Origin of the sequence: Larkinella sp. (assembly GCF_965227735.1) — a bacterium.
Lineage (GTDB): Bacteria > Bacteroidota > Bacteroidia > Cytophagales > Spirosomataceae > Larkinella.
Window position 1 is genome coordinate 1,095,708 of sequence record NZ_OZ245776.1, and the last position, 23,643, is coordinate 1,119,350.

Sequence of the window (23,643 nt, forward strand, 5' to 3'; positions counted from 1 at the left end):
TCGAGGGTAATTTAGTCTTCAGAGGTTAATTCAGGATTAAAACCGGGTGCGGTTTTACCTTCATTTCGGTAACGGAAGCCATCAGGGTTTCAGGGCTTTCAGAACCAGTTCCAGGGCTTTTTCCAGCGTTTCATCATCGAGTACAAACTTTCCCCAGCCCGGCATACCGTTTTTGGATTGATGAAATTTAATCAGTTGATACAAGGGTGCATAGGCAATCGACCAATAGACTTCAAGTGGTAGTTGGATCAATTCCTTTCGCTCGATGGCATTCAGCACAAACGTTTTCATAGCTACCGAAAATGGATTCCGAGCGTCGCCCTGAAATTTTTCGTGGAAAGGTGAATGGCGCATCTGCTCCATAAAATGCATCCGTAGTGGGTATTTTAGACAATACCGGGCGCGGTTCATCCATTGCACGCGCATGCCCTCCTCGAAATGCATCCCGGGATCAAAACCGGCGAGCGTTTCGGCACTCATGGCCAGCATTTCCTCGTAATAAATTTGCCGGATCAGGTCTTCCCGATCTTGAAAATAGATGTAGATCGTGGCCGGTGATACACCCGCAGCCTTCGCCAGCTTCTGCATGCTCAGGCCGTCGAATCCCTCCCGCACAATCATCTCGATGGCTTTCTCACGAATGGTCCGCTCTTTTGTTTCGTCTCGTAATCGCATAATGGATACAAAAATAAACGAACGTTCTTTTATTTAAAAATGGATTTGGATTTTTTATACGGCCCTACACAGGAATCCGAATGCCCGGTTTCTGACCCCACCCATGATCCCGTCCCAGGAAAGAAGCCCAAAGGGCTGCCATCATTAGCCCCGGATTTAATCCGGGGAATCGGGATGCAATCCGGGGAATCGGGATGCCACAATCCGGGGAAACCGGATTGCATCCGGGATAAAGAGAACACATACGCGACGCCGAACCCTGAAAGGGTTCAATACGAATACCCGAACTGGATTCAACCCTTTCAGGATTTGGGCGGTCTGGTTCGTTCTGGTTCCCCGAATTACCGCCCGGTTTCCCCGGATTGCGGCATCCCGATTCCCCGGATTGCATCCGGGGCTAATGAAGGCAGCCCTTTGGGCTTTTCTGGAGGACTGGCGTCCTGCGTTGGATTAAGGTAAGGGGTGAGTTTTTCGCTTGTTTTGACTGGTTTTTGCTTAATTTAGTACGTTGTTAACCCACTCGAACCATGCGTCTCCGGACTTTCCTGTTTGCTTTTTTTACCCTTTCTTTTCAAGCGTTCCTGTTCGCACAATCGCCCAAACGACCGCTTACCCACGCCGACTACGACCGCTGGCAAACTGTTCGCTCCGAAAAGCACGCCAACAATGGCCGATGGCTGAGTTATCAGATTGACCCTCAGGAGGGCGACGGGGTACTGGAATTGATCAAAATCGGCGGGAATGCACCTACTCAGGCTTCCGAAAAAAGTACCGAGACCGTGGAGGCCAAATCCGGGCCAAACGTTCCCGCAGACCGTCAGACGGCGGCTATCAACCCGCTGGCTCCGAAAAAATACACCTTTGCCCGGGGCTATCTGGCACAGTTTACACCCGACAGCCGGTTTCTGGTGATGCGGTTGAAAGCGCCTTTCAAACTTGTGCGGGAGGCCAAAAAGAAAAAAGTCAAAGCCGACCAGCTTCCGAAAGACAGTTTGCTGGTGTTCAACCTCGAAACCGGCAACCGCATCGGCTTTGCCAATGTCAAGTCCTTTACCTTGCCGAAAGAGAGCGGTTCGTGGGTGGCGGTTTTGCAGGAGCATCAGGAGGTGAAAGGCGTGAAAAAGGATTCGACTACCAGTAAACCAGCCAGCCGGGGTCGGGCATCCGCTTCGGCGAAAAAGCCGAAAGGCGACGATTTGATTCTACTGAACCTGGAAACCGGCGCCACTCAGTCGTTTCGCTACGTGACCTATGTGACGGTTTCGGATAACGGAAACACTATTTTCTACACCAAAGACGCCGTCAATGATACGCTGAAAAAAGCCGGGGTATTTGCGTTCGACACCAGAAAACAGAATGAGATGCTGATCGACACCAGCTCGAAACACCGGCTTTACAAAGGGCTAGCGGTCGATAAAACCGGCTCGCAACTGGCCTGGATGGCCACCGCCGACAGCGCCGAAGCCGATGTCCGGGCCTATGCGCTGTATTACAAACGCCTGGCCTCCCCCCCGCCCCCTTCATCTCGAAAAAAGAAAACCGCCGTTCCTTCTTTCTCCGAACGAACGGCGATGAACCCGGTGGTGCTGGCCGATACGCTCACCAAAGCCTATCCCAAAGGCTGGAATGTGAACGAATACCGGACGCCCTCGTTTTCGGAAGATGGTCGACGGCTCTATTTCGCCACCTCGATTCTTCCCCCTAAACCCATTAAAGACTCAACCGTGCTGGACGAGGAACGCGTCAAAGTGGACGTCTGGAGCTGGAACGACCCCACCATTCAGCCCATGCAACTCAAGCAGTTGAAGCAGGAAAAAGAACGCGGTTTTCTGGCGGTTTGCGATTTGACTACCGGCGGTATTACACAACTGGGAAACCGGGATATGCCGAATGTCCAGATCGACCCCAAAGCCGATCAGCCGTATTGGCTGGGACTGAGCAATTTGCCCTACCAGATCAGCAGCATGTGGGACCCCGGCCAGACGGATCTGTATTTGATCGATGCCAAAACCGGTCAGAAAAAACAGATTGCCAATGAGGCCCGGGTATCATACGCCCAGTTGTCGCCCGGCGGTAAATATGCCTGGTGGTATGACGAACGGGATTCGCTCTGGCGGGCGTGGTCGATTGCAGAAGGAAAACGGATCGACCTGACGCGCGGGATTCCGGCCCGTTTTTTTGACGAAGAACACGACACACCCGATTTGCCCGGCAGTTACGGAGCCGCTGGCTGGAGCCGCGACGACCGCTATGTGCTGATTTATGACCGGTTCGACCTCTGGCGCATCGATCCGACGGGGCAGGAAAAACCGGTGAACCTGACGGCGGGTTACGGCCGCCAAAACCGCATCCGCCTGCGACGCGCCAATCTCAACCCGGACGAAAAAGTCGTTCCGCTGACGGGCGACCTCTGGCTGACGGGTTTCTGGGAAATCAACAAAGCCACCGGAATTCTGCGAAAACCGATGGAAAAACCGGCGGTTGAACCGGTGGTGCTGGCCAAAGGCGACTACCGGTTTTCCGGTTTATCCAAAGCCAAAAACGGCCCGGCGCTGACGTTTCTGAAAGGCAATTTTCGGGAGTCGAACAACCTGTATCTGACCGACACCACCTTTGCCGAACCGCAGCCACTGACCCGGATCAATCCGCAACAGGACAGCGTCCGCTGGGGCAAGGTCGAGTTGGTCAACTGGGTGGGTAACAACGGCGTCCGGCTGGAAGGGCTGCTCTACAAACCGGACGATTTCGATCCGAAGAAAAAATACCCGATGCTGGTGTATTATTACGAACGCAACGCCGAAACCCTGAACGACTACAAAGCCCCGGCGCCCAGTCGCTCAACCATCAACATGGCGTATTGCGTGTCGAACGGGTACCTGGTTTTTGTTCCCGACATTCTGTATACCACCGGAATGCCGGGCCAGAATGCCTACGACTGCATCGTGCCGGGCGTTTTGAGCCTGATCGAAAAAGGGTTCGTGGACCGCGACCGCATCGGGTTGCAGGGCCAGAGCTGGGGCGGTTATCAGACAGCGTTTCTGGTGACGCGGACGAACCTGTTCAAAGCCGCCATGGCTGGGGCGCCGGTGGTCAACATGACCAGTGCCTACGGCGGCATTCGCTGGGGAACGGGCATGAGCCGGATGTTTCAATACGAAAAAACGCAAAGCCGCATCGGCGGAACGCTCTGGGACAAACCGATGAACTACCTCGAAAGCTCCCCCCTTTTCTACGCCAACCGCATCCAGACGCCCCTGCTGTTGATGGCCAACGATCAGGACGGCGCGGTGCCCTGGTACCAGAGCATCGAGTTTTATTCGGCGCTCCGGCGACTGAGCAAACCGGCCTGGCTGCTGGTTTACAACGGCGAAGACCACAACCTCACCCAGCGACATAACGCCAAAGACCTCAGCATCCGGATGTACCAGTTTTTCGATTACTACCTGAAAGACGCCCCCGAACCCGCCTGGATGAAAGACGGCCGCTCGGCGGTGGAGAAGGAATTGGGGGTAATGAAATATTAATAACAAATCAGGAATCCCAGCCCACGGTTGAAACCGTGGGATCTCGGGGGGACAACCAATAGGCAGTAACCGTTTTAACGGTTTCGGGACCTCAAAACCGTTAAAACGGTTCCAGTAAATCGATTCAATTTTCAGCCCCCGGTTTTAACCGGGGGCTGGTTGTTGTCGTTATTTCGCTGATCAGACTACTTTCTGCTTTACTGGGCAACAACTTCGCCCCGAATCGACAATACTTTCGTGCCGCCCTCGGCGTTGGATTCCACGGTGACGGTTTTGTTGAACGTTCCGACCGCAGCGGCATTGAACGTTGCTTTGATCTTGCCGGCTTTTCCGGGCAAAATGGCTTCTTTCGGGTACTCGACGCCCGTACATCCGCAGGAACCGCGGGCATTGCTGATCACCAGCGGAATACCGCCGTTGTTGGTAAAGGCAAATTCGGCCACCACCGGTTTGCTTTGCTGAATTTTACCAAAATCATGGGTCGTTTCGTCCCACTTAAAAACCGCCGACAGCGAATGGGCAATCAGAACGCTGGCGGCAACCAGCCACAGGCAGGACGCGATAATCAGAATGCGTTTCATGAGGTTTGTGTTTAATGGTGAAGCGTTGGAGAACCCAACGGCACAAAAGTATCTTCCCGAAAGACAGCAGGCTGTTAACGGGTAGCGAACAGTTGTTAACGAGATGTTAATGAGTTGACTTTTAGCCGCCGGAAGCCGACTTTTGACTCTCGGTTCACCCTTTTTCCAGGAAACCACAAGCGATCATGTCCAGACGCGTTTTCCGCATCCTGATTATTCTGTCGGTTATTTCGATCATCGGCATCATTACCGTCCAGATCGTCTGGGTGCGCAAGGCCTACGCGCTGCGGGAACGCCAGTTTCGGCAAACCGCTTTCATTGCTCTCCAGGACGTGGCTGATCAGGTGGGCCTGCTCAACGGAATTACGCAAAGTTGCACGGCGGTCACGCAGCTTTCGCCCGATTATTTTATCGTGAACACCGATTCGCCGGTCGATCCGGGCATTCTCGAACATTACATCCAGAACTCGCTGCGCAACCACAACCTGATCACGGATTTTGAATACGGTATTTACAACTGCGAAAGCGACCGGATGATCTACGGCGCGTTTGTCAGCCTGAACGCCAATCCCCAAACGGTGCAGGCCAGCCGGAATCTGCCCAAGTTTTCGCGGAGTCCCTACTATTTTGGCATTCACTTTCCGAGCCAGTCCAGCTTCATCGCCGGTCACCTCGACGGCTGGATTGCCTCGTCGGCTGCGGTGTTGCTGGTGGTTCTGTTTTTTGGATATACGCTGGTGGTGGTTTTGCGGCAGCGAAAACTGACGGAAGTGCAGCGGGATTTTATCAACAACATCACCCACGAGCTGCAAACGCCGGTGGCTACCCTCCGCATTGCCGCCGACGTGCTGCAATCCGACGCCATCCTTGACCAGCCCGAACGCCATCGCCAGTACGTCCGGGTGGTGCAGGAAGAGAGTCTGCGGCTCCAGAAACAGGTGAGCAGCGTTCTGCAACTCGCCCGCTCGGAACAGATGCAGTTTACCATTACGACCACGGAAATTAACCTGCATCAACTCCTGGCGGAAGCCGCCGAGGTGTTTCGTCCGCACGTCAGCCTGGAGCTTTGGGCCGAAAACGCCATGATCCGGGGCGACCGGTATCACCTGGAAAACGTCATCAACAACCTGATCGACAACGCCTTGAAATACAATGCCGCCAGCCCACACGTCGTGTTGGAGACCCATACTGAAGCAGACCGGCTGGTGTGGTCGGTACAGGACAACGGCATTGGCATTGATCCGGAACACCAGCCGTATATTTTCAACCAGTTTTACCGCGTTCCGACCGGAAATGTTCACAATGTGAAAGGATTCGGATTGGGTCTGTATTACGTCAGCAAGGTCATCAAAGCCCACCGCTGGCAAATTTCCCTGCAAAGTATACCCGGTTCCGGAAGTATCTTTACGGTAAAAGCCCGGACGACCAAGCCAGCCACCCTGGCTCCTAAACTGCCGACTGTGCGATGAAACCGCTTTTGCTGTACGTCGAAGATGACGTAAATCTGGGTTTTGTCACCAAAGATAACCTGGAACTGGCACATTTTCGGGTGGTTCATTGCACCACCGGCCCCGAAGCCTGGCGGTGTTTCGAACAGCACCCTTTCGACCTGTGCATTCTGGACGTGATGCTGCCCCAGACCGACGGTTTTACGCTGGCCCGGCAAATCCGGCAGATCGACGACAAAATTCCGCTGCTTTTTCTGAGTGCGCTGGCCGACAAAGACGACCGCCTGAAGGGGCTGCGGCTGGGGGCCGACGACTACCTGACCAAACCGTTCAGCATTGAAGAACTGATTCTGAAAATCAACGTATTCCTGCGCCGGAGTAAGCCGCCGGTTTCTACGTACACCGGATCGGTACAATACGTCGGATCATATCAGTTTAATTTTCAAAATCTGACGCTGGAAATAGAGGGCCACTTCCAAACGCTGACCCACCGCGAAGCTGAAGTGCTGCACTACCTGTTGGCGCGACCGAATACGCTGATCCGGCGCGACGAGATTCTGAAAGCCATCTGGGGCGACAACGATTATTTTATGGGCCGCAGTCTCGACGTGTTCATCTCCCGCCTGCGGAAACGGTTGGGAAACGATTCTTCAATTCGCATCGAAAATCTCCACGGCATCGGTTTTCGGCTACTGCTGCCTGGTTGAAATAAAGTATAGACAAACCCCGATGCTGTTATTAAAATGAAGGCTTTCGGCTATATTTGTGTAATATCCAAAGCTATAACCTTCTATTTGCAGCATGAAAAAACAGAGTTTGGTTGCCCTTGCCTCTTTATTGACAACGGGGGTCTTCGCCCAGCAGGAACCCATTCAGTTTACCGCCAAAGGAATTGTTGTTTTGTCCGATGCCGATATGGCGGCCTCCGCCCTGGCCGACGGTAACTTGTACAAAAGCAAAACCAGCCGTGACGCACTGACGGTTGTAAAGTTTCCCCTCGACCGAAACGGGCAAAACATTACCACCGCCCCCATTTCCAACTCCTCGGCCTTGTATGACAAAGCCGCTGTCGTAACCCCCAACGGACGCTTTGCCTTTGTACTGGAAGGACGCGGCCAACTGGGCGACAGCGTCTCCACACTGAAAGGCGGTGTGAAGGACTTGCCGGCCGCAGCCCGGATGTTTATTGTCGATCTGGCCCCGGCCAAACCGACGGCCAAAGTGGTTAGCGTCGGCAACCTGCCGACGGCCATCACCATCAACCCGCAGGGCAACACCCTTGCTGTGGCTTCGGGTGATGCCGGTAAAGAAATGCGGCTGATCGAAATCGACAATACCGGTACGCCCAAGCGGGTGATCACGGCCCCTTCTCCGGTTCCGGGAGCGCGCATTACGGATCTGGTCTGGAGCCCGGCCGGTGATTTTATTGCCTACGTGATTGAAGATACACAGGAAGTCGGTTTGATGAAATATTCACTCGATGCAGCCAAAAAACCGAATATCATTCCACACGGCAAACCCATCAAAGTAGGTGGTTTGCCAGCCACCGGCAAATTCTCTCCGGACGGAAAATTCTTTATTGTATCCGACATCAAGAAGGGAGCCAACGCGCAAGGTGCCGGTAAAGGTGAGTTGTTTGTGGTTCAGTTCAGCACTGAAGACACGCCGGGCGAGCACAAGGTAATTTCCCAAACGGCAGCGGGCGAAAGCGCCGAGGCTCTGACCATCAGCCCCGATGGCTCCATGGTGATTGTGGCCAACTCCGGGCAGTCCTACCAGCCGTTTGGCAACGCGGGGGCCGGAAAAAGCTCCCTGTCGGTGTATGCACTTGACAAGGAAGGAAAGCTGACCCTGGCGAATGAATATCCATTTGAAGGCATCATGCCCCAGAGCATTGAATTCGACAAGAGTGGCAATGCCATTGCGGTGGCGGTTTCCGAATACCTCGACTACGGCGACCGTTCCGGTGGTATCGAGTTCTGGAAAGTAACCAAAGGTGACAAACCATCACTGGAGAAAATGCCGGGCAAAATCAGCGTCGCCCGCGGCAGCCACACAGTGCGGGTTTATTAGTTAAGAATCAAGAGTTAAGAGTTGGCTGACGCACGCTAACTCTTAACTCTACACCCTCTCCCAGCGGAATTGTTTTTTGACTTTCTTCTGTTTTCCGTTGCCTTTTTCTTTTTTTAGCCCTTTGCGGTCGCTGGCCATGGAGGAAGAAGCTCCGGCTCCTTTGCGGTTGGAGAGCCACCAGGTCGGGCTGTGCATGGTGCCTAAAACCGTTCCCCGATACACCCGTCCACCGTGCTGGTGTTCCAATCTGACATGGCAACTTTTGATTGGACAATGGGACGCCATACATCCCGCCAGAAGCCAACTACTCACTAAGCTCACCCACAATCCCTGAGGTAGTTTCATCTCGGTATCGGTCTAAAGCAGAAGGGGTGAAAGTAGAAAAAGTTTCGCTCTTTTTCTACTTTCACCCCTTCTGCTTATTGTAAGGTCCTATCTTCCGAAAGCCAACTCATACCCGGCGTTTACCAGATACTCGGCCACTCGTGGCCGAACAACCCAATACACGCCGTTATCTCCGCGCAAAATCCAGTGGTCACTTCCCTTTACATAGCGATTATTCGCGCAATCAATTGCCTGCATCAATGTCTTAAATTCGGATTGCCGTGCTTCTTTCAACATCTCAGCAAGGCGCGGAAAAGCCACGCTCCGCCGTAACCGTAACGTAATTGTTGAATCTCGAGAATACATACACGTAGAGTAAACAGTACACTATGGGTTGTCTACTTGCACAAATCAGGCCAATTATTTTCCTTTTGTAACCGTTTAGTAAAATAAGGCAATATTACTGAAATTATTCAGCCTGCAATCTACCAAAAACTAACATTTTCTTTCAACATACTGAGTAATTATTCTTTCTATAAAAATATGATTATATCGTTATTAATCAACCCCCGTACTGTAGAAAGACTTCCCCAGCAACCGGCTTTTGTAGCCCCTGTTCCCCACTAAAAATCGACGCAGGGAATGACAGAACGTCGAGCCTCTACCAAACAAAAATCATTGATTATCAATTACTTGTGGTAGATATTAATACTCTACTGACCTCTCCTTTTGCCTATGGTACAGCTTTTGGCACTGGCAAAACGAACCAATGTTTTATTTTACCATGATCAAACACAGCCATTCTTTACAATTGCGTACAATGAGAGCGGTGGCACTGGTAGTAGCCGGGAGCATGCTTGCGGCTGGTACAATGACAGGATGTAAATCAATTCGAAAAAACACGAATAATACCCAGCGCGGAGCCATCATCGGAGCCGGGGCGGGAGCAGTAGCAGGTGGACTTATTGGCCGCAAATCAGGCAATACCGCCGTGGGTGCTATTCTGGGCGCTACCGTGGGGGGTGCCGGGGGTGCATTGATCGGTCGTCAGATGGATAAACAGGCGGAAGAACTTCGCCGGCGACTCGAAAACGCCCGCATTGAACGCGTGGGCGAGGGAATCAAAATTACCTTTGATTCCGATTTCCTGTTCGATGTCGACCAATACAACCTGAAGTCGGCGAATCGGGAAAACATGACCAAACTGGCCGAAACGCTGAAGAAATACAACGATACGGAAGTACTGATTGAAGGCCATGCCGACAACACCGGCTCCGATCAGCACAACCTGAAGCTGTCGGAACGACGGGCCAAAACCGTGTCCAAACTGCTGCAGTCGGAAGGGATCAAAGGCAACCGTTTGACGGAGAAAGGTTATGGCGAAAGTCAGCCGCTGGCCGACAATGGCAGCGTTTCGGGTCGTCAGCAAAACCGCCGGGTCGAGGTGGCCATCTATGCAAACGATAAGCTAAGAAAAGCCGCCGAACGCGGAACAATTGGAAATATTAACAGTTAAATCTATATCCCGCCCTGTTGAAGGATCGGGGACACTCTATTCACTTTTCTTTTTAAACGTTATGGAAGTAGGAAACACACACAGCGAAATTCTGGACCGGTTAAACACGCTATTGACGCGTACACGTGACGGAGAACGAGGCTATCAGGAAGCCGCTGAGAATGTAAAAGATGCTGAACTGAAAAGTTTGTTTCTGACGCAGTCGCGGCAACGAAATGAATACGCTACGGAGATCGACCGCGAAATCCGTACCCTGGGCGGAGATCCGGAAAATAGCACGAGCCTCACCGCCGATCTGCACCGCGCCTGGATCAATATCAAAACCACCTTCACGGGCAACGACGACAAAGCCGTGGTGGAAGAATGCAAACGCGGAGACGGACAGGCTCTGGAAGATTACCAGGAAATTCTGCAAAGCACCAGCCTGGCAGCCAGTACCCGTGAACTGCTGCTGCGTCAGAAAGAACGGATCGAATCGGCCCATGCGTCGATGGCCCGTCTGGCAAATGTCGTATAACCCTTTCAGACGAAGTATAAAAAGTCCCGGATCCGGTGGATTCGGGACTTTTTTTTGTATCCAAAAACAATCTAAATCCACGAATGGTTGATCAATAGGCCGGCCAGCCGTAGACAGGATTGACTTAAAAACCGCACAAGCATTTTAAAAACCGTAGCGGAACCTGATTCAATGGCCCCGGAAACCGAATTATTACTATGGAAACCACCAATACTGTAGAAAACCCGGATGAGATTCATTCCAGACCGGGAAAACCCTATCCACTAGGTGCCACATGGGATGGCGAAGGCGTTAATTTCGCCCTGTTTAGTGAACATGCTACCGGCGTTATGCTATGTCTGTTCGATGCGGAAGACCCGGCAAAAGAAACCCGGCGAATTCCGTTGACGGAACGTACCGAACAAATCTGGCACATTTACCTGGATGCGATCCAGCCCGGACAATTGTACGGATACCGCGTGGAAGGGCCGTTTGAACCCTCCCAGGGCTTCGTGTTCAATCCGAACAAACTGTTGCTCGATCCGTATGCCAAAGCCATCAGCGGGCCTATTGAAAGCCATCCGGCTCAACTGGGCTTCGATCCGAATAACCAGGATGAAGACCGGTTTTCGAAACCGCAGGAAGATGACAGTGCCCCTTTCGTACCGAAGTCAGTGGTGATTGACTCCACATTCGACTGGGAAGACGACCAGCGCCCGGACATTCCGCTCAACCGTACTGTAATGTACGAACTGCACGTGAAAGGGTTTACGAAACTGCACCCTGAACTGCCGAAGAAAATCCGGGGCACTTACGCCGGTCTGGGTCGGCCCGAGGTTACGGATTACCTGAAATCGCTGGGGATTACGACGGTAGAACTGATGCCGGTTCACCAGTTTACGGGCGAAAGCTACTGGGGATACAACTCGATCGGGTATTTTGCCCCCCACAGCGAATATGCCTCGAAAGACAAAATCGGCCACGCCGTCAATGAGTTCAAGGAGATGGTGAAGGCTTTGCACAAGGCTGGTATCGAGGTCGTTCTGGACGTTGTCTATAACCACACCGCCGAGGGCAACCAGCACGGGCCAACGCTGTCGTTTCGGGGCATCGACAACCCGGCTTACTACTGGCTCGTGGAAGGCAATGAAACCTACTACATGGATTATACCGGCACGGGTAATACGCTGAATATGAACCACCCGCGTACACTGCAACTCGTCATGGACAGTTTGCGTTACTGGGTAAACGAAATGCACGTCGACGGTTTCCGGTTCGACCTGGCCACGGCTCTGGCCCACAGCCTGACGGCCGCCGGGCAATTGTCTTCCTTTCTGGAAACCATTCAGCAGGACCCGGTTTTGTCGCAGGTCAAACTGATTGCCGAACCCTGGGATGTGCAGTCGTATCACGTCGGCAATTTTCCGGTCAACTGGTCGGAGTGGAATGGAAAATACCGGGATTGCGTTCGCGGATTCTGGAAGGGCGATACCGGACTGGCGGGCGAACTGGCCGCGCGGGTTTTAGGCAGTCCCGACCTCTACAACGACGGTCGCCAGCCCGCCAACAGCGTCAACCTGATTACGGCTCACGACGGCTATACGCTCAATGACCTGGTCAGCTACAACGACAAGCACAATGAGGCCAATGGTGAGAACAACAAGGACGGCGCGAACGATAACCTGAGCTGGAACATGGGCGTGGAAGGCCCAACCGACGACGAAGCCATTGTGCGGGCGCGCGAACAGCAAAAACGAGCCTTTCTGGCGACTCTCCTGCTGAGCCAGGGAACACCGATGCTGGTGATGGGCGACGAATGTGGCCGGACCCAGCAGGGCAACAACAACGCCTATTGTCAGGACAATGAAATTAGCTGGTTCAATTGGGAATGGAATGCCGACCAACAGGCGTTGTTCGACTTCACCCGCCAGCTTTCGACCTTGCGCCGGGAACTGCCGTTGCTGCGTCGCCGGAAATTCTACCGCACGGATGAGATGGTCTGGCTCCGCAACGACGGGAAACCGATGACCGACCAAAACTGGAACGACGGTATTACCCGCTGCCTGGGCTTGCTACTGGATGGAACCAAGGTGGATGAGCAGGACGAGAACGGTGATGCGATTGGCGAAGGCCGGTTGTTGATTCTGTTCAACGCATTCTGGGAACCGCTGCCATTTCAACTCCCAAAACCCGGCCGGAAATCCAAATGGCAGGTTCTGGTCAATACCGCTGCGGACGCGTCTGTTCCGCAGGAAGTATCTGCCCGGGAACCCTTCGAAATCAAGGAGCGATCGCTGGTGCTTCTGAAATTGAAAGAATGATGGGTTATTGAATGATGGCGGCCCCGCCATCATTCTTTTTTAAACCGCCATTCCTTTTCTTCAATCGGTGCTTTTTGAATGCACTCGTACAACTCGGCATCGTCCTTAAAACGAAGCTGCTGCAAGGGGTGCGCTTCGATATGCAGGGTAAATTCGGGGCTCTCGAAGGGCCAGGGATCAACGCCCACGGTTTGGTCAGGACGTTGGGAAATGTAGTAGATCACCCCATCCGGACCGGGACTGATTTCAAGCCGACGGCCATACTCCGGAATCAGGCCCTGACAAAGAATAAGCGACAGGGCATCACACCACTGAATGAAGGCATACGCATAATCAACCTCCTTTTTAGAAAGTTTCAACTGCCGCAGCCACGTCTTCTGGTTCTGTTTCTGCTGTTCCAGAAACGCTTTCAACTCTGCACTTTGGTCGGCCAATGACTCATAGAGAAAGGTGGCATGTTTCGACACCATCAGGGCATTCCAGCGGCTTTTTTCCAGCGCAATTTCGACCATTCGCCGGGCCTGACCAACGGCGTATTCTTCAATCCGAAAATCCATCGGTGCGCCCGCTGCCGTGAGGTGGTTGCGGCCTTCCCAGGGTTCCTGCCCATCGTCGTGTTCGGTCAGCGCCACCAGCGTTTCCACCCAGCGTTCCGGTCTTTTGGCCGATTCCCAGTGCATCGCAATCTTGACAGCCAGCAACCCATGCGCCTGCTGGTGAATCAATTCCCAACCTAAGTCGGTATTTTTGACAATCATATCGGGTTTGTTTACAGAGGAGTAAGCAAAAAAAGCCGGTCTTTCGGACCGGCATTCCGTTTTTTTAAATGAAAATTCTACCGGTTTTCAACCAGTTTGTTTTCACCTTCCTGGTAGGTATCGCCGGTCAAAGCTGCCCGCGCCATTTCAAATAGCCGCACCATCCGGCTCGAACTGGAATCCCAGTATTCGGCGGTTTCGGTATGCACTTTCAGCAGGGACAACGACGGGTCATCTTTGCCTTCGGGAAACCACGGTTTGGCCATAGGCGACCACAGTTCTTCGATCTTCGCCCGATCCTGCAACTCCTGGGCCGTGCCGCTTACGGATACATAGGAAGCATCCGAGACGTTGGCAAAAGCGACGTTCACCTGATAATTCTGCTCAATTTCGTTGGTTTTTGGCGAGTTTTCTTTAGTCAGAAACCACAGATCGCCATTTTCGTCCACCTGCATTACAGCCATCGGACGGCTCACCAGCTTTCCGCTTTCATCCTGGGTGGTCAGCATGCCAATCCGAATGTCGTTGATCAGTTTGCTCACCTTCTCCATCCCCGCACTCCGTTCTTCTATCGTATCCATATTGTCGTTGATTTAAGGAAGAATAAAAGCCGGTTGTTATTCAGCTTTCGCTAAAACAACCGGCTCATCGCTTTTGAATATCGGTGTTGATGACCAGTCCAAGGTCTTCATCGGACTATACGCTTTGGAAAGACTGGCGCAGCTTTCGTATAGCCAGTTTCCAGTTGTTTTCTGCACCGGGGATTCACAATCCGTTTTTAACGCGTCCACTATCGTTACCCACCTGAACGTATGTTGTCTTTCTCGCCACTTCCATACTGCTCACAACGACCCGTTTACCGACAGAATTTCCCGATGACCGATGGCCCGGCTGGTTGAAGTACCAGCACCGTTTTTGTTACCGGTTATGCCAGTTGCCTGACCAACTAGTTATAGAGCATTTCCTGACGACCGAGCGCAACAAACAGGGTGCGCGACGTCTCAGTTTCCGTATCGGGCCGGAGGGTCATCTCCAGAATGGTCATGCACACACGAATGCACTGGCGGCAGGTTGTGGCAATCTGACAGGCGCGGTCGGCACTCATCCTTTCACACTCTTCAGCGCACTTTTCGCATACCTCGATGCAGGTTCGGGCCAGTAGCCGCGTGTTTTCAGAACCCCGGACGTACAAAACCGCCACCTGACGACAGAGATCCGAGCAATCCAGACTCAGAAAAATACAGCGATACAACTCCTCAATGTCCTGCTGACGTGACAATTCCGTGGCATACTCATCACAGGCCGTTGCGCAGCCTACCAACGTGTCGTAAATGTTTTTCTTCCAGATCATAACGCTTCAATTTTCCTGGGTTAAACGCCTTCTACAAAGTGAACTGAGACTAAAAAATAATGGTGTGGAGTACGAATTGCTTTTACCTTAGGCCACCTGACGGGATTCCATAAACCGTTGGCGTGCCCAGGCGCGGGCTTCGTAGATACTGGCCGAAATCGCTTCTTTCTTGTCAGACACCTCCTGTTCCAGAAGCGAGTTGGCAATCTCAATTGCCTTGGCGCGAACGCTGGGCGGTAGCGAACGCATTGCTGCGGGGAAATGGGTTTGATTCCAGACCATGTTCTTTATCGCTTGTTGATGCCAGATACATTGAGATAATTATGCCAGATTAATATTCCCATCAGACGAACAATTTCCAGAACCTTATCACACTGACTATCAATTGTGTTTAAGTATATATTCTCAATAAAACACAAAACCACGCCGTGCCAATTCCAGCGATTTGTAGAAAATGGTTTCCTCACTGTGTATGAAACTCCACAGCTAAATCCATAAAAAATGGCCTCCGAATTTCTCGGAGGCCACGTGCACGCTGCGTTGTCGAATTACACCTTGATTACTTGGGGAAAATGAGTCGGAACGTTGTCCCCTGCCCTTCCTGGCTTTCGACCTCAATCGAACCCCGGTGGCTGTTAATGATGTTTTGCGTGGTCGTTAAACCCAATCCCATACCGCCCTGTTTCCCCGTAAAAAACGGGTCGAACAGCCGTTGGCGATTGGCTTCGGAAATCCCCGAACCGTTGTCTTCTACACAAACCATAATGGCCCGTTCGTTGATGGGAATGGTTTTCACCGTCAAGACGCCGGTCATTTCTTTCATGGCTTCCACAGCGTTGATCAAAATGTTAAGCAAGGCGGTTTTAAACTGTTCTTTATCGAGTGGAACGGCACAGTCTTCGGTGGTGAAATCGGTCACCAGTTTCATTCCTTTGAGCTGTAGCCGGTCATGAACCAGATACAACGTATCCCGCACGGCGTCGTTCAGGTTGTGGGACGTCAACTCCAGATCACGCGGTTTCGATGAGTTGAGCATCTCGGTGATCAACTGGCCAATGCGCTCGGCGTTTCGGCGAATGATGTTGATGTAGAGCGATAAGCCCGGGTCGTCGGGGGGTAAATCTTCTTTCAATTGCTCGAGGGCCAGGTGCAGGTTGGTCAGCGGATTCCGCACCTCGTGGGCTATGCTGCGGGCAATCTGTCCGGTCATGCTCAGTTTTTCGGCAATCAACAGGTCGCGCTGGGCTTTCTTTTGCTGGGTTACGTCCCGCACAATGGCCTGATACCAGTTGGTAACGCCACCCTTATCGGGTATGGCAACCACCGAAAGCAGGCAGTCGATCCGTTTGCGGTCTTTGCTGATCAGCACGATTTCGGTATCTTTCACCTGCTCCGACCCATCAATCTGCCGTCGCAACTGCTCATACACCTCCGCTTTATCAAACAGTTCACGAACGTTCATTTTCCGCAGTTCTTCGTCCGAATATCCCGTCAGTCTTTCCAGGGAAGGATTGATTTCCTGAAACTCAAAATTACGGTCGGTAACAAAAATGGCATCGATCGAACGTTCGAACAACGAACGGTATTTGTTTTCCTTTTCAGCCAGTTCGCCTACCACATTGGCCTGTCGCAAGGCATAGCGAATGCTTCGGCCGAGCAGTTGGGCATCAATCCGGCCTTTCACGAGGTAATCGGCTGCGCCCAGTTTGAGGGCCGAATAATCTACTTCCAGATCATCCTGCCCCGTCAGCAATATCATCGGCGTCTGGCACCCGGCCTTAAACGCTTCGTGAATCAGTTCGATACCGGTTCGCTCGCCCAGGCGGTAATCGACCAGATACACATCGTAGGCATTTTGGTAGATATGCTCGAGTGCCGAGTTAAAATCGCTGACCCAATCGAGGTGGATGTTGGCATTGTCGCGGGTAGAAACCAGGGATTTTGTCAGCACAAAATCGTCTTCATCATCCTCAACCAGCAGCACCCGGATGGGTTTTTCCGAGAGTTCATCGGGTTGAGTCATCAGGTAGGGAAACGGTGTCAATCCAGTATTTTTTTATGGTGGTTGTGATGTCGAGTAACGTACTAAAATCAAACGGTTTAGAGATATAGGAACTAACTCCCAAATCGTAGGTTCGCAGAATGTCTTCTTCGGCGGTCGAGGTTGTTAATACAACGACGGGGATTTGCCGGAATTGCTCGTTGGCTTTGATTTCACGCAGGGCCTGAATCCCGTTTTTTCGGGGCATATTCAAATCGAGCAGAATCAGGCTGGGGCGCAGGGCCGATCCATACGGCTCCCGCTGGTATAGAAAATCCATCAGTTCCTCCCCATCTTCCACAAAGTGTAATTCTGATGTCAGGTTACATTCCCGAAACGCCTGTTCGATCAGCAGGCGGTCATCGGCGTCGTCGTCAGCAATCAGTATGCTGGTATTCAGAGATTTATTCGTCATTTGAGTGGATATCGAATGAGACCACAGGGCCTTTGTCCCAGTAAAGACAAAATTACGCCTACTTTCCTCGTATTAAGAAACAAGTTTCTATTTCTGGTGTTTTCCGAAACGGGCAAATCTTACTGCCTGTCTTCTACACTTTGAGTAGGATCTTCCACAAAAACCGATTCCTGCCAACGTGCAAACCGGTTGAAACCAAATTCTACACCCCACTAAATATAACTGATTGTCAGCAGATTACCACTGAATCTTGCTACACCCTACGCTTTGGCACAGAATTATTAGCAATTGATGCGTATAACAAACCTATTGTATGCCATGAAAAACTCGATTGTTAGAGTGTTAGTTGCCTCTGTTCTGGTTAGCAGCCTGTCGGTTTTAAAAATTTCGGCCCAGACAAAGCCCCGAACCGGAATTAAAGGCGGCTTGAATGCCAGCACGCTCTATTTGGACAACGTCGATGATCGCAACGAACGGATTGGTTTCCACGTTGGTCTTTTTACTCAGATCCCGGTAACTTCTTTCTTCGCCATTCAGCCCGAACTTCAGTATACCACCAAAGGGGTTTCGGCCAACTATAATCTACTGGGAAATACCGGCAAGAACAACTTTAACCTGAATTATGTGGAACTGCCGGTTCTGGCCACGTTCAAGCTGGGCAACTCCGTCGATCTGCAAGCCGGTCCGTATGCGTCCTATCTGGTGAATTCAAAAATAACCACAGACGGTGACTTCGGTTCTGATTACCGTAACATCAACCGCGACAATTTCAACACCTTTGACTATGGCATCGCCGGTGGTCTGAACATCTATTTTGGAAAAGCGCTGCTGGGATTGCGTTACGGCCAGGGGCTGCAACCGGTAGCGAAAGATGGTGCGGCCCGTTTGCTCATGGGAAAAGCTAAAAACGCCGTTGGCCAGGTTTCACTGGGGTTTGCGATTTAATGTCCCGTTTGCCCCTGCATGCTCTGATGAATGCAGGGGCAAACGAGCTTATCACAGGTGAATATCGTATGCTTTTAGCTTGTTATACAGGGTCTTACGGTCAATATTCAGGACTTCGGCGGCTTTGGTTTTGTTGTAGCCGGTTTTCTCCAGAACTTTGATAATAGCGGCCCGTTCGGCGTTTTCCGATACGGATTTGAGGTTGTTGGCCGGTGCAACGGTCGAAACGGCCGAACCGTTCTCTTCCATCACATACGTAGGAGAGATAATCTCATAGGGCAGGCAATCCAGCGTTATGAAATCGCTTTGTGACAGCAAAACGGCCCGCTTCACAACGTTTTGAATTTCACGCAAATTACCGTGCCAGTAATACTCTTTTAGTTTATCTTTTACTTCATCATCGAATCCCAGAACGTTTTTCTCCAACTGGTCGTTGGCAATTTCCAGAAAGTGATCGGCAAATAGCAGAATGTCGGCTTTGCGTTCACGCAGGGGAGCCAGTTCGATGCGGAATTCGTCCAGACGGTGGAAAATATCTTCCCGGAAACGGCCTTGCCGAACGGCTTCACGAAGGTCTTCATTGGTGGCAACCAGAATGCGGACATCGACAACAATATCGGTGTTACTGCCAATTCGTCGTATTTTTCGCTCCTGCAAAACGCGCAGGAGTTTGATCTGGTTCTCATACGATAGATTACCAATCTCGTCCAGAAACAACGTACCGCCGTTGGCATACTCGAAGCTGCCCATCTTGTCAGACATCGCGCCCGTAAAAGCACCTTTGGTATGGCCAAACAGTTCACTCCCCGCCAGTTCTTTGGACAGGGCTCCACAGTCGATGGCAACGAACGGTTTGCCCGCCCGCTTGCTTTTCTGGTGGATGGCATTCGCGACAAACTCCTTGCCTGTGCCGGTTTCGCCGGTAATGATCACCGACATGTTGGTGGGCGCAATGAGGTCGATGTGTTTCTGAAGCATTTCGGCCGACCGGCTTTTTCCGAAGATAAACCGTTTGCCACCACTAACAAGGGTAGCGGTTTTGGCGGCCCGGGCGGGCTGTTTTACCGGACTGGTTTCGAGCGCGTCGTCTGCATCGTCGGAAGAAGTACCACTGATCGACCGGACGTCAACTTTTTGATTGCGTCGGTCGAGAGCACTTTTAATGGTATACAGGATTTCGTCCGGATAAAGCGGTTTGGTAACATAGTCGTATGCACCGTGCTTCACCGTTTGCACTGCCATTCGAACGTCGGAATACCCGGTGATGATGATAACCGCCGTGGTAGGGTCGAGGATTTTGATCCGGCGCAGCATTTCAAGACCGTCGACATCGGGGAGCTTGAAATCGCAGATAACCAGTTCGAACGGGTCTTTTCGCAGCAGAGTCAAGGCGTCATCTCCTCGTTGAACAGAAGCCGTCTTATATCCTTGTTTTGACAAAAATCGTTCTAAAAGCAGGCATATATCCGTATTATCATCAACGATTAAGATTCTTTCCATAGAGGGACAGTTACAGTGCCCAGTTACTTAATGAAGGGATAAAGTTAACTAAACTTGGATATATTGTAAAGCTTGTTCGATGGTCTTACGATTAAAAGGTTTGCCGATAAAATAATCGGCCCCTTCCTGCGAAGCACGTTTGCGTTCTGCAATTCCATCAAAAGCACTGATCATGATCACTTTCGTGTTGGTTGTGCTGGTTCGGATGTGAGACAACAATTCGAAACCAACGCCGTCGGGTAAACTCAAATCCAGAAATACGGCATCATAAGCCTGTTGGGCCAGTCGTTGACGGCCCTCTTCCAGAAAGTTTGCGCAGGTCGGCTGATACCCCATTCGCTTTAATAAACCGGAAAGCAATAGACAAATATCTGCTTCGTCGTCGACGATAAGTACCCGTTTCGTATTCGTCATATTCGATATTACCGGCTTATATTGACTCCCGGTTTGCCAGCCCCTCATGCTCTCCACAGTTTTATCCCGTTTTTCATCTTACAAATGTTACGTCAGGTACACTATAGATAATAATGTGCCTAAAATTTGCCCATTATATCAAATACCGCTCAATAACCCGATTTAACACAAAATTAATGCTCAAGTAATTAAAAAAAAGTGAACCATTCCTTTGCAAGACCAGAATACGTCGATTATACTTTTTGCAATCAGACGTTTTTTCTCTACACTAATTTCTACACCTGTAGATATTTCTCTACACTCCCTGTTTCATGCGCTGAAAACCACGAATCAACAGAGAATCATTTTTCAAGAAATATCAATATTAATCAAACAATTTTTGCACTTTTTAACGATAGTAGCCGAATTAGAATGCCTTTGGCATAAGATTTTCATACGTAGGAGACAGAAGCAACGATTATTTAACATTTTGACTCTGAACCGAACGCTATGGGAAACTTACTTTATACAGTCGCAGTAATCTTAATCATTATCTGGGCTTTAGGTTTTTTTGGCATACTCGGTGCCGGCATCGCTGGCAATAACCTGATCCACATCTTACTGGTAATCGCAATCGTTGCCATTCTTCTCCGTGTTATTCGCGGCAGGGGAGTCTGATATTCTCACATCATTTAAAAACGCCGTTGGCCTTTGGGTCAATTAAACATCGATACAATCGCTTCAAAAAGTTCATGAGCGACACGTTTAGGTTTAGGTGGTTTCATTTTAGGTTAAGTACAAGTTACGGTGGGTACGGAATCCCTGCATCAGATTTGAGTGCAGGGATTTTTTGTTGTTTTCGCTCCCGGTTGCCCACTCCCCCTTCATGAGGCCCCCGGCATCAGCTTTAAGCCAGAATAACCGGGCAGCAAGCAGGTAGTAAGTCGGGGTCGATCAGCAAGCCAATTCTACAATCTGTAGAAAATATTCCTCAACCCTTCGGGAATCAGGCAAATGAACCATCTTCAAAAATAAAATTAAATCAGACTGGTAATCAAACACTTATCTCCCTATTTTAGGAAAGGAAAGGGAGTATGGTACGAATTTTTCTATACAGAAGAGTAATATCCGCCGTGAGCGGTAGTTTTTCACTTAAACCGTTTGAAAGGTTATGAAACCGAACTTCAGTGGACTGGTAGTTGCGATATTAACAGGTGCAGCCCTGGGTCTCTTATTGGCACCGCGTAGTGGGAAAGATACCCGCAAAAAAATCACGAATGATTCAGACAAGTTTCTGAAAGACTTGCAGGACACTATTTCGAATGGCTTCAACAGCATCCGGAATCAGTATGACGATGCCCGGGATAACCTGTCGTCGAAATACAATGATGCTGTCGATACAGTCGCTTCCCGGACAAAAGGAGCGGTTGAACGGGTGGAACGCAATTCTAAACATTAATTACTAATTTGCTACCTTTAAAAGTCGCAAACATAAATTAGGAAACACCATGAAAAGTTCAAGAGATTTTCTGTTAGGGTTCATCACAGGCGTAGTAGCAGGCATTTTGACGGCCCCCAAGAGTGGCCAGGAAAGTCGGCAGTGGATTCAGGATGAAGCCGACAAACGCACGAAAGATCTTCAGGATCAATGGAACAAGGGCGTCGAGCAGGTGAAAACCCAGGTTGAGCAGGTAAAATCACAGGTAAACCAGTGGACTGGAAAACTGCAGGATGAAAGCGAAACCAAGAAAGAGAAGTTCAACGACACCGTCGACAACCTGGCCAACAAGGCACACAGTGGCGTAGATTCTGCCAAGCAGTCGTTCAAAGTCGACTAAGCGGACTGTCGCCCGCGGATTCAAACCAGGGCTTCCATCCCACTCATTTGATTTACTCAACGCTATGAAATAGAGCGAAACGTCGGGAATCCTGACGTTTCGCTTTTTTGTTACTCAATTTATCTGCAACTTGTGGTTGTCAATTCACCGGCAGATTTTGGCAAACGACAAAAAAACGGCATTTCTAACAGCAGAATCGCGGTTTTCCAACAAAATCGAACTGGTTTCCGGAGAAGCCAGAAAATAACTAAGTAGTTTTCTTCGATTTTTTGGATAAATTTTAATGTCTATGCTGTAAACAACTATTATATTTGCATACTAATTGTAGAAACAACATATTAAAGATATAGATCCGATTGACAGTCGGGTCGCAACTAAAGACAGCCTAAGCCTGAACGGGCGGCTGTTTTTAAATGGTGTGGATATAGTCGGAAAGCTATTCGGGCAGTCTCGGATAGCTTTTTTGTTTTGTATGTGTCCGGCTTTTCACCTGATTTTAACCTGTCTTTAACTTCGGTTTAATCTACCCCCGCTACTTTTGATCATCAAATTTCCGCTGTAAGTCAGCTAGTTTCTTACAACAGGGAGGTTGAACTTCAAAGCTGATGCGAATTAGTTTTGAATGGTGTGGATAGGATGAAAAAAGCTGCCTGAACATATATTTCGGGTAGCTTTTTTGTTTTATTGCGTTATATATGGTATTTCGACCTTGATTTATTCACTTCGGAATAAGCTAGTCTCAGCAAGTATGAAAATTCTGGTAGTAGAAGACGAACCTAAACTGGCTTCATTCGTAAAAAAGGGCCTGGAAGAACAGTCGTTTGAGGTTGATGTGGCATTTGATGGGCAAATTGGAAGAACGATGGCCTTGAGCAACAATTACGATGTGATTGTTCTGGATGTGAATGTTCCGAAAATAAACGGCTACGACCTGGCCAAATCATTACGATCCGAAAACATTAAAACGCCCATTTTGATGCTAACGGCAATGGGTTCGCTCGATAACAAAGTGGCCGGTTTTGAAGCCGGAGCGGACGACTATCTGGTCAAACCCTTCGAATTCCGCGAACTGCTGGCCCGGCTGCGCGCTTTGAGCAAACGAACGATCGACACAAGCCAGCAAGCGAACCTTCTGAAAGTGGCCGATCTGGAACTGGACCTGAACGAAAAAATTGCCCGGCGGGGCGGCAAGCGAATTGAACTCACCGCCAAAGAATTTGCGTTGCTGGAATACCTGATGCGCAACCGGAGCCGGGTTGTTTCCCGAATCGACATCGCCGAAAAAGTGTGGGACATCCATTTCGACACCGGCACGAACGTCATTGATGTGTATGTCAATTTCCTGCGCAAAAAAGTGGATAAAGACTTCCCGGTCAAACTGATTCATACCGTCATCGGGATGGGATACATGTTAAAAGAGGAATAGCGACCCGCAGCCTCCTGT

At 50.5% G+C, this 23,643-nt stretch carries 23 protein-coding genes; 12 read left to right on the forward strand and 11 right to left on the reverse strand.

Features of this window, described 5'->3' with window-relative positions:
* Positions 1 to 81: 81 nt before the first annotated feature.
* A complete protein-coding gene (locus ACO064_RS04305) occupies positions 82 to 675 on the reverse strand; it encodes a TetR/AcrR family transcriptional regulator (RefSeq protein WP_421826173.1) in 594 nt (197 codons plus the stop codon).
* Between the two features lie 527 nt (positions 676 to 1,202).
* Between ACO064_RS04305 and ACO064_RS04310 the strand changes: the two genes are divergently transcribed.
* On the forward strand, positions 1,203 to 4,199 hold the full coding sequence (locus ACO064_RS04310) for a S9 family peptidase (RefSeq protein ID WP_421826174.1): 2,997 nt from the start codon (positions 1,203 to 1,205) through the stop codon (positions 4,197 to 4,199).
* A 197-nt stretch (positions 4,200 to 4,396) separates the two neighbouring features.
* Here the strand turns inward: ACO064_RS04310 and ACO064_RS04315 are convergent, their stop codons facing one another.
* Positions 4,397 to 4,780 (reverse strand): DUF1573 domain-containing protein, encoded by a 384-nt coding sequence (locus ACO064_RS04315; RefSeq protein WP_421826175.1) that lies wholly within the window; start codon positions 4,778 to 4,780, stop codon positions 4,397 to 4,399.
* Positions 4,781 to 4,965: 185 nt separating this feature from the next.
* Between ACO064_RS04315 and ACO064_RS04320 the strand changes: the two genes are divergently transcribed.
* From ACO064_RS04320 to ACO064_RS04330, 3 genes are all read left to right on the forward strand, one after another.
* Complete coding sequence (locus tag ACO064_RS04320; protein WP_421826176.1) at positions 4,966 to 6,249, forward strand: sensor histidine kinase; 1,284 nt, start codon at positions 4,966 to 4,968, stop codon at positions 6,247 to 6,249.
* Positions 6,246 to 6,935, forward strand: a complete 690-nt coding sequence (locus ACO064_RS04325; protein ID WP_421826177.1) for a response regulator transcription factor — start codon at positions 6,246 to 6,248, stop codon at positions 6,933 to 6,935. The genes ACO064_RS04320 and ACO064_RS04325 overlap by 4 nt, the downstream gene beginning before the upstream one ends.
* Before the next feature lie 94 nt (positions 6,936 to 7,029).
* Positions 7,030 to 8,301, forward strand: coding sequence for a lactonase family protein (locus ACO064_RS04330; protein WP_421826178.1), 1,272 nt, complete (start codon positions 7,030 to 7,032; stop codon positions 8,299 to 8,301).
* Positions 8,302 to 8,349: 48 nt separating this feature from the next.
* Here the strand turns inward: ACO064_RS04330 and ACO064_RS04335 are convergent, their stop codons facing one another.
* Positions 8,350 to 8,547 (reverse strand): hypothetical protein, encoded by a 198-nt coding sequence (locus ACO064_RS04335; RefSeq protein ID WP_421826179.1) that lies wholly within the window; start codon positions 8,545 to 8,547, stop codon positions 8,350 to 8,352.
* Positions 8,548 to 9,496: 949 nt separating this feature from the next.
* On the opposite strand from ACO064_RS04335, the gene ACO064_RS04340 reads away from it, so the two are divergent.
* The 3 genes from ACO064_RS04340 to glgX all read left to right on the forward strand — a co-directional run bounded on the left by ACO064_RS04340 (position 9,497) and on the right by glgX (position 12,958).
* Positions 9,497 to 10,141 (forward strand): OmpA family protein, encoded by a 645-nt coding sequence (locus ACO064_RS04340; RefSeq protein ID WP_421826180.1) that lies wholly within the window; start codon positions 9,497 to 9,499, stop codon positions 10,139 to 10,141.
* A 61-nt stretch (positions 10,142 to 10,202) separates the two neighbouring features.
* Positions 10,203 to 10,658, forward strand: a complete 456-nt coding sequence (locus ACO064_RS04345; protein ID WP_114405012.1) for a ferritin-like domain-containing protein — start codon at positions 10,203 to 10,205, stop codon at positions 10,656 to 10,658.
* Between the two features lie 197 nt (positions 10,659 to 10,855).
* Positions 10,856 to 12,958 (forward strand): glycogen debranching protein GlgX, encoded by a 2,103-nt coding sequence (glgX, locus tag ACO064_RS04350; protein WP_421826181.1) that lies wholly within the window; start codon positions 10,856 to 10,858, stop codon positions 12,956 to 12,958.
* 29 nt (positions 12,959 to 12,987) lie between these two features.
* Here the strand turns inward: glgX and ACO064_RS04355 are convergent, their stop codons facing one another.
* From ACO064_RS04355 to ACO064_RS04380, 6 genes are all read right to left on the reverse strand, one after another.
* Positions 12,988 to 13,716, reverse strand: coding sequence for a DUF3891 family protein (locus ACO064_RS04355; RefSeq protein ID WP_421826182.1), 729 nt, complete (start codon positions 13,714 to 13,716; stop codon positions 12,988 to 12,990).
* A gap of 77 nt (positions 13,717 to 13,793) precedes the next feature.
* Positions 13,794 to 14,297, reverse strand: coding sequence for a pyridoxamine 5'-phosphate oxidase family protein (locus ACO064_RS04360; RefSeq protein ID WP_421826183.1), 504 nt, complete (start codon positions 14,295 to 14,297; stop codon positions 13,794 to 13,796).
* Between the two features lie 365 nt (positions 14,298 to 14,662).
* Positions 14,663 to 15,067: a four-helix bundle copper-binding protein gene (locus ACO064_RS04365; RefSeq protein WP_421826184.1), complete on the reverse strand. Its 405-nt coding sequence runs from the start codon at positions 15,065 to 15,067 to the stop codon at positions 14,663 to 14,665.
* 87 nt (positions 15,068 to 15,154) lie between these two features.
* Positions 15,155 to 15,316 carry a hypothetical protein gene (locus tag ACO064_RS04370; RefSeq protein ID WP_421826185.1) on the reverse strand — a complete coding sequence of 54 codons (162 nt, stop codon included), beginning with the start codon at positions 15,314 to 15,316 and terminating at the stop codon, positions 15,155 to 15,157.
* 310 nt (positions 15,317 to 15,626) lie between these two features.
* Positions 15,627 to 17,090: a PAS domain S-box protein gene (locus ACO064_RS04375; protein ID WP_421826186.1), complete on the reverse strand. Its 1,464-nt coding sequence runs from the start codon at positions 17,088 to 17,090 to the stop codon at positions 15,627 to 15,629.
* Positions 17,074 to 17,523, reverse strand: coding sequence for a response regulator (locus ACO064_RS04380; RefSeq protein ID WP_421826187.1), 450 nt, complete (start codon positions 17,521 to 17,523; stop codon positions 17,074 to 17,076). Before ACO064_RS04380 ends, ACO064_RS04375 begins: the two co-directional genes overlap by 17 nt.
* 318 nt (positions 17,524 to 17,841) lie before the next feature.
* Between ACO064_RS04380 and ACO064_RS04385 the strand changes: the two genes are divergently transcribed.
* Entirely contained in the window at positions 17,842 to 18,468 is a 627-nt protein-coding gene (locus ACO064_RS04385) for a porin family protein (protein WP_421826188.1), read from the forward strand.
* 51 nt (positions 18,469 to 18,519) lie between these two features.
* On the opposite strand, the gene ACO064_RS04390 is transcribed toward ACO064_RS04385, so the two are convergent.
* Together ACO064_RS04390 and ACO064_RS04395 are read right to left on the reverse strand one after the other, a co-directional pair.
* Positions 18,520 to 19,968, reverse strand: a complete 1,449-nt coding sequence (locus tag ACO064_RS04390) for a sigma-54-dependent transcriptional regulator (RefSeq protein WP_421826189.1) — start codon at positions 19,966 to 19,968, stop codon at positions 18,520 to 18,522.
* A 48-nt stretch (positions 19,969 to 20,016) separates the two neighbouring features.
* Positions 20,017 to 20,382, reverse strand: a complete 366-nt coding sequence (locus tag ACO064_RS04395) for a response regulator (RefSeq protein WP_114405021.1) — start codon at positions 20,380 to 20,382, stop codon at positions 20,017 to 20,019.
* 489 nt (positions 20,383 to 20,871) lie between these two features.
* Here ACO064_RS04395 and ACO064_RS04400 point away from each other — a divergent pair, with 489 nt between their 5' ends.
* The 4 genes from ACO064_RS04400 to ACO064_RS04415 all read left to right on the forward strand — a co-directional run bounded on the left by ACO064_RS04400 (position 20,872) and on the right by ACO064_RS04415 (position 23,625).
* A complete protein-coding gene (locus ACO064_RS04400) occupies positions 20,872 to 21,039 on the forward strand; it encodes a lmo0937 family membrane protein (RefSeq protein WP_138992380.1) in 168 nt (55 codons plus the stop codon).
* Between the two features lie 493 nt (positions 21,040 to 21,532).
* Positions 21,533 to 21,820, forward strand: a complete 288-nt coding sequence (locus tag ACO064_RS04405; protein WP_421826190.1) for a YtxH domain-containing protein — start codon at positions 21,533 to 21,535, stop codon at positions 21,818 to 21,820.
* 49 nt (positions 21,821 to 21,869) lie between these two features.
* A complete protein-coding gene (locus tag ACO064_RS04410) occupies positions 21,870 to 22,199 on the forward strand; it encodes a YtxH domain-containing protein (RefSeq protein WP_421826191.1) in 330 nt (109 codons plus the stop codon).
* A 748-nt stretch (positions 22,200 to 22,947) separates the two neighbouring features.
* Complete coding sequence (locus ACO064_RS04415; RefSeq protein WP_421826192.1) at positions 22,948 to 23,625, forward strand: response regulator; 678 nt, start codon at positions 22,948 to 22,950, stop codon at positions 23,623 to 23,625.
* The last annotated feature ends 18 nt before the right edge of the window (positions 23,626 to 23,643 follow it).